An 11,688-nucleotide genomic window follows, 5' to 3' on the forward strand; every position below is an offset into this window, starting at 1 on the left:
AAGAAAGGTGGTTGACGTTGGTTCCTGAGGCGATCAGGAGAAAGCATGAGCTGTACAATTACAACAATGCGGTTGAGATTCTTTCTCAGGCGTTCCCCGAAGCATACGAAGAAAATCATACATGCGCTTGATGCGTTTTCCTTTGCAACGGATGATATTTTGCAATCTGGTGGAAACGAATCCACCATCCCAAAGAAATTTTCAGCGATCCTGCATCCGGAAGGATGGGCTGAGACAAAGATATCCGGAGACTTGGTGGTGAAACTCCAGATTGTCCCCGCATGGCGGCGGCTGCTTGAAGCGTCTCAAAACTGATTGGTCTCCAACAGGGAGACGTACCCTTCCTCGCTGAAGACCAGGTGATCCAGCAGGCGGATGCCCAACAGATCCCCCGCCTTCTTCAGGCGTACCGTGATCTCCAGGTCTTCCTGGGATGGGTTGAGGTTCCCCGAAGGGTGGTTGTGGGCGACGATCACGGCGGAGGCGCGCGAAGCGATGGCGTCAGCGAACACCTCCCGGGGATGGACCAGCGTGCGGCTGACCGTACCCACGGACACAACGTTGATGGACAGCACCTCATGTGCGCCGTTCAGGATGGCGGCAAGGAACTGTTCCTGGGGGCGGCCCGCGTAGTGGCGGATCAACGGGTACAGGTCGGCCGGGGTGATGATCTGCCGTCGCGCGCTGCGGTTCTGTCTTCTGCCCAGCTCCAGCGCTGCGCTGATCACGCAGCTCTTGGCCAGGCCGATGCCGTCGATCTTGTCGATGTCATCCCTGCTCACCGTCTGCTTGCGGTCAAGCAAATCCAGCAGATCCTGGGCGATGGATCGGACCGGCCGTGATTTGCCCCCACTCCCCAAAAGGACCATCAACAGTTCCAAATCGCTGAGGTTTTCCGCGCTGAACGATTCGAGTCGTTCCCGTGGCCGCTCGGCCGCGGCCATTTCCTTGATGTCGAGATTCTGGATCATGCATTGTCGGTAATTCATACCCGCTCATACCGGAAAATCCGGCCATTTGCTTGAGAGCACCCCGAATTTATGGTACAAGAAAAGGTATGGACACGTATCGTATCGGAGATCTGGCGCGTGGCGCCGGCGTCACGGTGAGGACCGTCAGGTATTATGAGGATCTGGGGCTTCTGAAGACCCATCCGCGCACCGACGGGGGGCAACGCACCTATACGGACGCCGATCTGGTCTATCTGAAGCGGATCCTTGAGCTGAAGGATCTGGATTTCTCCCTGGAGGAGATCAAGACGATCATCCAGATGGGGCCGACGGACCAGACCGGTTCCAGGCGGCGTGACGCGTTGCTCCGCCAGTACCGGTACAAACTTTCCGAAGCGATGGAAAAGCAGGCGGTGCTGGAGAAGCGCATCGATGATCTTTCCTGGCATATCCGGCAGTTGCAGAGCGGCATGGACTTTCAGGAATGCCCGGGAGCGGGATGCAAGGAATGCACGTTCCGCGCCAAATGCCGGTTCTGCCAGGGCTGAATCACTCCTGGGTCGTCCGGTAGGCGGAGAAGTATCCGTTGATCTCCCTGGCCATATCCGCCGTCGCCTCGTCGATGTCCTTTCCTTCGGTGAGCATCTTCATGATGGAACTCTGGAACGCGTAGTAGATCTGATAGCTTGACGGCACCCAGATGCCCTGCAGCTGAGGATTGCTGTCCCGCATCTGGTCGATGGCGATGCCGAACAACGGATTTTCCGTCACGTGGGTTTTGAACTCGTCCATGTCGTACGTTCCGTTGTTCACCGGGAAGTAGCCGGTGGCAACGTGCCAGGCAAGCTGTTGTTCCTTGCTGACGGCGTACTGGATGAACTTCCATGCCGCGTCACGATGCCCGCTGCCGTTCTCCAGCGCATACAGCGCGCCACCCCCAATATTCACGCCACCTGTTGCCTGGTCGTTGACCCGGGGCAGGTAGGCGACGCCCACCTCGAAGCGGTCCCCCACCATCTCCAGTACGGTGGTCAGCTGGCTGGTGGAGGCGGCCATCATGGCTGTCCTGCCACTGGCAAAGCTTGCCGTCACACCGCTGGTGGCGTTCTCCAGTCCTCCGCTCTGGTACAGGGCCTTCCACATTTTCAGGAATGTCTGCATCGTGCCGTTCTCGTCAAACAACACCTTGGTGGGGATCCCGTCGTGACCATTGTTCTGGTCGACGATCAACGAGAGTCCGTGCTGCTGCCCCAGCCAGGCGCAGAGCTCATAGGTGGTGGGGACTCCGGAGAACGCCCAGCGGGTCACATTGCCCGATGCATCCTTCCTGACCAGTTTCGGCGCGATGGCAGCCATGGCTTCCAGGTCCTTCGGAGGCTCGGTGATACCCGCTTCCTGGAACGCCGTCTTGTTGTAGTACAGGAGGATCGTGGAGCTGTTGAACGGCATGCCGATTATTTGCCCTTTGTACGTCTGGGAGAGACGGGTCGATTCGACGATCTGGGACAGGTCGTATCCATTCTGCTGCGCCAGGTCCTGGATGGGGATCATCCGTGGATTGTCCCGGATGTCCAGGATCGCCTGGGCGTCCAGCTGGATCAGGTCGGGGAGCGCGCTTGCGTCTTCTCCCTGCCATATGGCTTTCGCCTTGGTCAGCACGTCGCTCGCCTTGCCCTGGTAGATGGCCTTTACCGTGATGCCTTCCTGTCTGCCTACCGTTTCGTTGAACGAGGAGACCAGCTTGTCAGTCGCTTCCCCGAGCAGGCCGGAGTTGGAATGCCACCAGGTGATGGTCACCTGGTTCCGGGGCTCTTCCTTCGAGCCGGTGGCGAACAGAAGTGTTGGGATCAACAGGATCCACAGCAATCCAAGGTGTTTGTGCATGATTACCTCCCAGAGAAGCGTGTGCTCACGCTCTCGTTGATATGGTTGCGAAGAAGCAGGAATGCGACGATCATCGGGGCCGTCAGGACGACGATGGCGGCGAACTGCGGACCGTAGTCGTAGGTGTCGGCGAACCCCAGCATGGTGATGCCCACCTGGACGGTGCGCATCACCTCGGTGTTGGTGACAAGGAGCGGCCAGAGATAGTCGTTGAAGAACTGGGTGAACGATTGGACGCACAGGGCGATGATGATGCTCTGGCTCATCGGAAGCAACAGGGTCGCCATGTACCGAAAGTCGGAGCAACCTTCCAGATAGGCCGCTTCACGGTACTCCTTGCTGACGGTGAGGAAGTACTGCCGGAGGAGAAAGACCGCCGTGGGGGAGAGAATGCCGGTGATGATCAACCCAAGGTAGGTGTCCGTCAACCCCATCTTCCGGATCGTCTGGTAGTTCTGGATCAACAGGGCGTCACCGGGAAGCAGCATGGTGGCGACGAGCGCCATGAAGATGAGGCTCTTTCCCTTGAACGGGAAGGTCGTCAGGCTGTACGAGGCCAAGATGCAGACGACCAGACGGAGCGTCGTGCCCAGCAATGCGGAGACGATGGAGTTGTACAGATACCGACCCAGATGGGAGGAGCGGAACGCCCGCTGGTAGTTGGAGAAGGTGACGGAACTGGGGAGAAAGCGTGCCGGAAGATCGGTGAAGTCACCACGGGCGAACAGCGACGCGGAAAGCGCGTAGAGCAAGGGAAAGAGAACGAGGAAGGCCAGGATGACCACCACGATGTCGCGTACCGGGTGTTTCATTGGTAGAACACCTTTCTCCGTTGAATGGCCAAAATGACCAACAGGAGCAGGAACGTGATGAGGAACACCACGGTGGCGATGGCCGAGCCCAGAGCGATGTTTCCTCCTTTGAATCCTTCCAGGTACATCTGGTAGACCAACGTCTGGGTGGAGCGGTACGGTCCACCTTCGGTGAGGATCATCACCGGAGCGCTGATCAACATGGCGTCCTTCAGGTTGTTGGCCAGCACGAAGACCAACGTCGGCGCGATCATGGGGAATTCCAGATATCCCAGCCGCTGGAAGAATGACGCCCCTTCCAGATCGGCGACTTCCTCAAGATCTTTGGGAATGTTGGAGAGGCTGGAGGAGAACAGCAGGAAATCAAAGCCGATGTCCAGCCAGATCCCGCTTATGACGAGCATCCCCATCGCCGCCGTCCCGTTGGTGAACCACGGGATTCGTTCCCCGATGATCCGGTTGAACAGGCCAAGGTTCTCGTCGAACAACGTCTTGAACACCATGACGGCGCTGGACATCGCCACTGCCATGGGAAGCATCAGCGCGATTTTGGAGACCTTGGCCGTCCTGCTTTCGTAGTGGGTGGCGAAGGCCAGCGCAAGCGTCACCACAAGGTTGATCGGCACGAACAGCCCGGTGAAGGTCAGCGTGTTGCGCCAGCTATCCTGAAAACTTTCCGAAGCAACCAGGGCGCGGTAGTTGGAAAGCCCGACGAAACGGAGGATGCGCCCATCCAGCGATACATGGGAAAGACTGTCCAGAAGCGTCAGGAAGAACGGACGATAGGAAAACAGAAACGCCAACACCAATGCGGGCGCCACGTACAGGTACGGGCTGAGTTTCCGGAGTCTGCTTCCTTTCATATGGTGCATATGCTAGCGGCAGGGCGGAAACCTGAACAAGGGGATTTGGTGAGGAAACGATGAAAACCGCCTTCAGTTTCTTCCCTAACGAGAGATACGTCAGCTATAGCTAACGTGAAAAGCGTCACGGAAGGTGTTCAGACAAGCACGTTGTCGTACAGCTGTTTTCCGTAGTCCTTCAATTTTTTCAGCACCACTTTCTGGCGCGCTTCCGTCTCGGTGCTTTCCAGCCGTTCGTCGATCTTCCGGTTGAAGAAGTTCCAGTCGATGGCCACGCCTCCCGGGGGATTGAGCAGACGGTTGGCGCAGAAGCTCTTCCAACGGAGTTTCTGCGTGTCGGTCAACGCTTCCGGCCAGTTTCGGCAGACGTGGCGGAACACCATCTCCGGTGCCCGTGGATCTGCGAACTTGATGTTCAGGCTGAGCATCTCTTCCGGCTTGGTGTGGTGGAGCACCTCGAACTGCTGTTTGTCCGCGTCCGGGAAGAAGCCGCCGCTGTAGATTTGGAAATCGGTGTCGTTGACCGGTTCGTATTCATCATTGGCGGCGAGTTCCCTGAGCTTGAGGATCAACGAAGGATCGGACTGCAGGATGCGGTACCGTTGCTGGGCGAGCTCGGTGTCGATTCCCAGCCGGGACAGCGTCTTCTTGTCCGGGAAGGCCGAGGTGAACTTGGTCAGGAACGGACAGCGGTTGAACGCCAGTTTGCACAGTCCCGGAACCTTGGCAAGTTGTTCGCCGGTGGCCGAGAGCAGCGGGGCGGGATCCTTGGAAAGGTCGAAGCAGTAGATCGACTTGTTCTGGTCCAGCACCGGCGTGATGGGGACGACCAGCGCGGTGCATCCGTTGGGATTGGTGAACTGGCCGGCCGTGTACAGCACCGGGGAGCCGAACGGAGTGGTGACCAGATTCTTCACCACCTCCTTTCTTCGGTTCCGGAACGCGTATTCAAACAGTTTGGGTTGTTTTTCCTTGATCAACCGGGCGATGGCGATGGTGGCGTAGACGTCCACCATGGCGTCGTGGGCGCCTGTCTGGTCGATGTGGTTGGCCTTGGTCAGTTCGGTAAGCTTGAATACCGGGTGGAGCTGACCGTTGGCTCCCATCTCGGCGGGGGGCCATTGGATGTTCTCCGGCCGGAAATCATGGGCGGCGCGCACCAGATCGATGATGTCCCATCGTGAGCAGTGGTTCTTCCATTCCCGTTCATAGGGATCCATCAAATTGCGGTACAGCAGGCTGCGGACCATCTCATCGTCGAACTTCAGGTTGTTGAAGCCGACGACCACCGTGTACGGTTGGGAGAACTCCTGGTTGATCCGTACGGCCAGGTCGTATTCGCACAGCGCTTCGGGATGGTCACCCGGAGCGATGCCGGTGACCATGCAGGAAAGCGGGTCGGGCAGGTAGTCGTCGCTGATCTTCCCATACAGGACAATGGGATCCCCGATGGGGTTGAGGTCCATGTCGGTGCGGCATGCGGCGAACTGTGCGATACGGTCATAGCGGGGGTTCAGCCCATAGGTTTCCAGATCGTACCAGAGAAACGTGTCTTTCACAAACGGTGGTTGCATACCCGTATCGTATCATATTCCTGGATATCTGTGGTAGGATGGAGGACATGAAACGGCTCCTCTTCTGTTGGTTGCTCCTCTTGTTCATCCTCAGTCCCGCATCCGGAAGCCCGACGAAGAACGATGTCATCGTCGCCATGGCGGCGGTGACGGACAGCGCCATCGCCAACAGCGCGGCGTTTCTGGCCACCCCTCGCTACCAGTTCCCCGGCGCCACGCTGGAGATCAAGGAGGGGGAGACTCTCCCGTCACGACTGGTGCTCCAACAAAGTGACATCGGGATGTATCTTCCCGTCATCCCTCCCGAACCGGTTTCCGGCTCTTGGCTTGAGCGTCTGCTTGCCCAAGCTGCCGGACCGCTTGACCAGGTGGCCCGGATGTACCTGACGGTGCATGACTGGAAGGAAGGGGAAGCGATACTGGACGGCACGCTTGTCCCCCGGTTTCCCCAAGGGATGGGGTTGTCCGCTTTGATGCGGATGTCCCTCTCCAAGGAGGATACACCACCGATCATTGTGGAAGCTGATGTGTGGGTGCAGGGCAGGAGGGTTTCCGTACCGGTGCATGTCAACGGCTCGTTTGTGGTGCGGAACGTCAAAGGCGAAGGACTTTACATTGAACCGGAGGGGTTGTCCGTTGGGATTTGATGGACATTGTCTTCGGCCTTGCTTTACAATAGGATGCGTATGTGTGGGAGGAACATGATGCGTGATGTGGTTTCCCGTACCCGGGAGTTTTTGAAAGCGTGGGGTGTCAGTCCGGATTGTGTGGACATGCACGAACTGTTGGATGTGTTTCACTCGGAGATGGAACGTGGGCTTGCCGGAAAAGGCGGCTCTCTGGAGATGATCCCAACCTACACCGAGGTGCAGGAGTCCGTCCCGGTCGGCCAGAGCGTGATTGTCCTGGATGCCGGTGGAACCAATTTCCGCACCTGCCTGGTGACGTTCGGGGAAGACGGGAAACCGGTGATCTCCGATTTCAAGAAGACCGCCATGCCGGGCATTTCCCGCGAAGTGTCCGCCAAGGAATTCTTCAGCGTGTTCGCCGACGAGGTGGAACGCTTGATCGACAAGAGTGATCGCATCGGATTCTGTTTTTCTTATGCGGCGCGCATCACGCCGGAACACGACGGCATCCCGTTGATGTTCAGCAAGGAGATCAAGGCTCCGGAGGTGATCGGCAAACCGGTGGGGAAGACCCTGCTGGAAGAGCTGGCCCGGCGTGGCCATGACGTCTCCCACAAGAAAGTGGCCGTGCTGAACGACACCGTAGCCACGCTTCTTGCCGGACAGTCCGTTGAGGCGGGCAAGCAGTTCGGTGGCTACATCGGTTTCATTCTGGGGACCGGCACCAACGTCGCCTACGTGGAGGACAACCGGAACATCACCAAGTTGCCCGGTCTGAAACCGGGGCGGCAGATCATCAACGTGGAGAGCGGCAATTTCGTCGGACGTCCGGGGAAACTGGACGAGCTGTTCTTCTCCACCACCAAGCAACCGGCGATCTACCACTTCGAGAAGATGATCAGCGGAGCGTACCAGGGGCCGCTCTGCCAGTTGCTCATTGAGAAAGCGGTGGAGGAAGGCATCCTTTCCAAGACGTTCGGAGAGCGGTTCGAAGCGTTCAAGCCGCTTTCCACCACGGTGATGAGCAACTATCTGGAAATGCCGTTCAACCAGGACTACGCGTTGGTCAAATGCGTCCAGGGCAACGAAGAGGACGCCATCGCCCTTTGGCATCTTATCGACAATTTGATCAGCAAGGCGGCGAAACTCACCGCGGCCAATCTGACGGCGGCCGTATTGGCGAGCGGGCAGGGAAAAGATCCCCGCAGGCCGGTATGCATCAATGCCGATGGCACGACGTTCTACAAGACGGAGTTTCTCAAACGGGATACGGAGTTTTACCTGCAGCAGTACCTGCAGCAGGAGCTTGACCGGTATGCCGTTCTGGTGAAGATCGAGAACTCCCCGACGATCGGGGCTGCCATCGCGGGACTTTCCGTGTGAGCGATGTGTTTTCCCCAGAGACGCGAAGCCGCGTGATGGCTTCCATCCGGGGAAAGAACACCAAGGAAGAACTGTGCGTCCGACGCTTCCTGTTCCGACAGGGGCTTCGCTTTCGCGTCAATGATTCACGGCTTCCGGGCAAACCGGACATCGTGCTTCCCAAGTACCGGACGGTGGTGTTCCTCAACGGATGCTTCTGGCACGGGCATGGGTGCGCTGCGTTCCGTATGCCATCCACCAACCGGGAGTTCTGGGAAACCAAGATCCGGCGGAACAAGGAGCGGGACGAACGAAACGTCGCCCGGCTCCTGTCCATGGGCTACCGGGTGATCGTCGTCTGGGAATGTGAGCTGCGAGGGAAACAGAAGCGGGAAGCGACGCTGAACGGACTGCTCAACGAAATCTGGGACGCGTAGGTCACGACGATTCCTTGTCCGCGGCCTCAACCATCCCCCGGTGCCAGGCGAGGAGCCAATCATGTCGGCTCTTGTCATCCCCTTCGCTGTCGGCAAGCACCCGGAACACCGGTTCCGTACCGCTGGGCCGCATCCAGATGAACGCGCATTCCACCCCGTACTTGTCGGTGAACACCGCTTTCCATCCCCCTTTGTACGGAGCATGACGGTATTCCTCCCCGAGGCCTTGGACGCACCGTGTCCCTTCCATCTGGTATACCGTCCAGCCGTACAGCCCCCATCGGTCTCTGAGTTCCTGTTTCTTTTCCTCCACTTCCTTGAGAAAGCGTTTCTCATAGGCGTTCTTCAACGCGCGGGGATCGGCATGGACGTGCATCAGCCCATCCGGGGCGAACGCGCCGGTGGTGGTGAACACCGGAAGGGCGCGGAGCGCCGCACCAATGGAAACCACTCGTGGCTCGTCCAGTTTGTTCAACCGGCACCACAGGCGGAGGATACGAGGATCACCCAACAGCTTCAGCAGCGTGATGATGGTGTTCATTGGATCGCGCACCCGTGCGGGGAACGTGATGTTCCCGCCATTGGATCCTTCTCCCAGGATCTTGACCAGGTAGCCTTGTTCGCGGAGCTGGTCGGCAAGCTGCACGACATTCGCTTCCCCCACTTCGCTGCGATGCACTTCGCAGTCGAAACCGTCGGCGATCCGGTCGATGCGTAGCGATGTCGGACCGTTGACGGCGATGGCCAGCTTTGCGTCGGGATGGTCCTGCCGCATTTCGCTGAGGGTGATCATCGTCACCAGGGCGAACACTTCCTGGGCGTCAGGGACGACCACTTTGCGGCGGACGCTGTCCTGGCAGACGATGTTTCCCCGGTCGCCATCATTATCCGGAACATATCCCAGCACAAACGTTGGGTCTTGCTTGTGTTTGGATTCAAGCCCTTTCCGGCATGTTTCCAGGTTCTTGCCTTCCGGAACGATTCCATGGGCGATTTTGCCGGGATGGTCGTTCATCGTCGAAAGGGAGAGTCCGATTTCCCTGAGGAACGTGACATCAATGCTGTCGGCACGGGCGCTGCCGTTGAAGTCGGCAAGAATCCCCAGCGGGCGTGCCTTGATGGCCGAGGAAAGCTTTTCCACCGTGGTGTTTCCCGTCTCCAGCAGGAATGCCTTGTAGACGGACAACGCTTCATGCTTGATATGATCGACGTTGCGGAGGATCGCCAGCATGGTGGTGGGCTTGATGGTTGCGGAAAGCCTCTGGACCCGCGCGATGTTTTTTCCGTCAGACGCCATGGTGCGCATCCGGTCGGCGAACACTCCGGTGATGGATCCGGGGTATACCCCGCCGTCCGCACCGAATTTGATGCCGTTGTGACCGATGGGATTGTGGCTGGCGCTGATGTAGAAGAACGCGTCCCCTCCATTGGCTCCTCGGAGATTGTACGCCATGATCTCAGGAGCGGCGGCGATGAACAGGTACCGTACGGCAACGCCTTTGGCAAGGAACATGCGGATGGCGATGTCGGCGATGGCCGGTCCGGTGGGTCGGGCGTCCACACCGACCAGCACGGTCGGCTGTGGTTTGGTCGCCAGGAGATGGTCGGCGAGGATCAAAGCGGCGTAGGCGGCAAGCACGGCGTCGGCATGGGAAATCAACGGGGTGTCATCTTCGCCATCTCCGCTCTGGGCGAACACCTTCCGCCAACCGGAGGCGGAAAGAATCATCTGGGAAAGCGCCGTAGATACGGCTTCTTCGGTCGGCAACTCTCCGGAAAACGGATCGATTTCATTGTCCGCGATGGGATGTCCGGTACGGTCATCATATACCAGCATGGCATGCTCCTGTCATGATCCCACGTTACCACACTTGCCCCGATTGGAAAACGGGTGTACTGTTTTGCCATGCCGAAACGGTGCGCCATTCTGACCGATCTCACCTCCCTCGGGTCATGCTCCATGACGGTGATGACCAGTGCCCTGGAGTTGCTGGGAATCGAGGCGTGCCCGCTTCCCTCCGTCATCGCATCCGTCCCTGCCCGTGGGTTTTCCGACCGGTTCTCCCACGACCAGACCGATGCGTTCACCGGGGTGCTGGAGCATTGGATCCGGATGGGCTTCCCTCTGGACGGGGTGATCTCTGGACGGTTGGCGTCCCTTCCCCAGGTGGAGGCGACGGCATCACTGCTGGACGCAAACCCCCAAGCCCTCTGCTTCTGCGATCCTTCCGTAGGGGAAGGAGCGTGGAAGGACGAGGTGTGGAGTGCCGTGCTCCGGATGATCGCCCCACGCGCGTTCCTGTTTTCCCCCAGCGAGGAGGAGGCGCGGAAGATCCTCTCCCTGGATGGTTCGTCAGAATCTGCTTGGTGTGACCGGTTGCCCGGAATCCACCGGTTGGTCACCGGCATGCATGGGCCGGATGGATGGGGTGTGGCGTTGGATGGGCAGATGCTTCCCACCCCTCGGTTTCCAGGGGCCGTTCCTGGCGCCGGGGATCTGTATGACGCGATCATCGCTGCTCTGGTGTTGCGGGGGGGAAGATCTTTCTTCCGCCGTCAAAATGACGGGAACCCTGGTGTTCCTTGCCGTGGAGCGGACGGTGCAGGATCGGAAATGGGGCGTTGACGTCACTTCGATCCGCAAGGAGCTGGCGGCGATATGAAACGGATTCTGGTGGTCGCAGCAAGCGCGATGGAACGGAACGGAGTGACCGATTTGCCGTCCTCGGTGGTGGGTGTCGGTAAGGTGCAGAGCGCCGTACGGACTTTGGAAGCGATCCAAACAAACAGTCCTGACCTGGTGGTCTGCGTCGGTTTCGCCGGTGCGCTCTCAGCGGATCTGAATATCGGGGATGTCGTGGTCGGCACTACCGTCTGTCAGTACGATATCGATCTAACTGCTTTCAAACTAAAGCGTTGTACGGTTCCGACCGGGGAAGGCATGCATTCGTTAGGAATCCTTTCTTTATGGGATGACCCACGTGTGGAAGGCAAACGGGGCCCCTTGGGTACCGCAGATCGTTTCGTCACCCCCGCGTACCGGAAGGACCATCCGTTTGTGACGGAGGAGCTGGGGGTCATCGCCTGTGATATGGAAAGTTATGCCGTCGCCTATGCGGCAAGCCGTCGGAACATCCCCTGCATGGTCGCCCGGGTGATCAGCGACGACTGGGAGGG

At 58.7% G+C, this 11,688-nt stretch carries 13 protein-coding genes; 7 read left to right on the forward strand and 6 right to left on the reverse strand.

Annotation, left to right across the window (positions count from 1 at the left end):
* The first annotated feature begins 45 nt into the window (after positions 1-45).
* The gene (locus LKE28_07550) at positions 46-315 is read left to right on the forward strand and encodes a hypothetical protein (GenBank protein MCH3908081.1); all 270 of its coding nucleotides are present in this window, start codon (positions 46-48) and stop codon (positions 313-315) included.
* Here the strand turns inward: LKE28_07550 and radC are convergent.
* Complete coding sequence (gene radC, locus LKE28_07555; protein ID MCH3908082.1) at positions 306-971, reverse strand: DNA repair protein RadC; 666 nt, start codon at positions 969-971, stop codon at positions 306-308. The genes LKE28_07550 and radC overlap by 10 nt on opposite strands.
* Positions 972-1,057: 86 nt before the next feature.
* Between radC and LKE28_07560 the strand changes: the two genes are divergently transcribed.
* The gene (locus LKE28_07560; GenBank protein ID MCH3908083.1) at positions 1,058-1,498 is read left to right on the forward strand and encodes a MerR family transcriptional regulator; all 441 of its coding nucleotides are present in this window, start codon (positions 1,058-1,060) and stop codon (positions 1,496-1,498) included.
* Between the two features lies 1 nt (position 1,499).
* Here the strand turns inward: LKE28_07560 and LKE28_07565 are convergent, their stop codons facing one another.
* The 4 genes from LKE28_07565 to sbcB all read right to left on the reverse strand — a co-directional run bounded on the left by LKE28_07565 (position 1,500) and on the right by sbcB (position 6,083).
* Entirely contained in the window at positions 1,500-2,834 is a 1,335-nt protein-coding gene (locus tag LKE28_07565; GenBank protein MCH3908084.1) for an ABC transporter substrate-binding protein, read from the reverse strand.
* Between the two features lie 2 nt (positions 2,835-2,836).
* On the reverse strand, positions 2,837-3,646 hold the full coding sequence (locus tag LKE28_07570; protein MCH3908085.1) for a carbohydrate ABC transporter permease: 810 nt from the start codon (positions 3,644-3,646) through the stop codon (positions 2,837-2,839).
* Entirely contained in the window at positions 3,643-4,509 is an 867-nt protein-coding gene (locus tag LKE28_07575; GenBank protein ID MCH3908086.1) for a sugar ABC transporter permease, read from the reverse strand. Before LKE28_07575 ends, LKE28_07570 begins: the two co-directional genes overlap by 4 nt.
* A gap of 137 nt (positions 4,510-4,646) precedes the next feature.
* Positions 4,647-6,083 (reverse strand): exodeoxyribonuclease I, encoded by a 1,437-nt coding sequence (gene sbcB / locus LKE28_07580; protein ID MCH3908087.1) that lies wholly within the window; start codon positions 6,081-6,083, stop codon positions 4,647-4,649.
* A 47-nt stretch (positions 6,084-6,130) separates the two neighbouring features.
* Between sbcB and LKE28_07585 the strand changes: the two genes are divergently transcribed.
* From LKE28_07585 to vsr, 3 genes are read left to right on the forward strand one after another with little or no spacing between them, the layout of a single operon-like run.
* On the forward strand, positions 6,131-6,730 hold the full coding sequence (locus LKE28_07585) for a hypothetical protein (GenBank protein ID MCH3908088.1): 600 nt from the start codon (positions 6,131-6,133) through the stop codon (positions 6,728-6,730).
* 54 nt (positions 6,731-6,784) lie between these two features.
* The gene (locus tag LKE28_07590; GenBank protein ID MCH3908089.1) at positions 6,785-8,095 is read left to right on the forward strand and encodes a hexokinase; all 1,311 of its coding nucleotides are present in this window, start codon (positions 6,785-6,787) and stop codon (positions 8,093-8,095) included.
* A complete protein-coding gene (gene vsr / locus LKE28_07595) occupies positions 8,092-8,511 on the forward strand; it encodes a DNA mismatch endonuclease Vsr (GenBank protein ID MCH3908090.1) in 420 nt (139 codons plus the stop codon). The genes LKE28_07590 and vsr overlap by 4 nt, the downstream gene beginning before the upstream one ends.
* A 1-nt stretch (position 8,512) precedes the next feature.
* Here the strand turns inward: vsr and LKE28_07600 are convergent, their stop codons facing one another.
* Positions 8,513-10,348, reverse strand: a complete 1,836-nt coding sequence (locus tag LKE28_07600) for a phosphoglucomutase (GenBank protein ID MCH3908091.1) — start codon at positions 10,346-10,348, stop codon at positions 8,513-8,515.
* A gap of 69 nt (positions 10,349-10,417) precedes the next feature.
* Between LKE28_07600 and LKE28_07605 the strand changes: the two genes are divergently transcribed.
* Both LKE28_07605 and LKE28_07610 read left to right on the forward strand, forming a co-directional pair.
* Positions 10,418-11,137, forward strand: coding sequence for a hypothetical protein (locus LKE28_07605; protein MCH3908092.1), 720 nt, complete (start codon positions 10,418-10,420; stop codon positions 11,135-11,137).
* Between the two features lie 33 nt (positions 11,138-11,170).
* The coding region (locus LKE28_07610) for a 5'-methylthioadenosine/S-adenosylhomocysteine nucleosidase (GenBank protein MCH3908093.1) at positions 11,171-11,688 on the forward strand (518 nt) is incomplete at its 3' end.

Origin of the sequence: Sphaerochaeta sp. (genome assembly GCA_022482495.1) — a bacterium.
Lineage (GTDB): Bacteria > Spirochaetota > Spirochaetia > Sphaerochaetales > Sphaerochaetaceae > RUG023.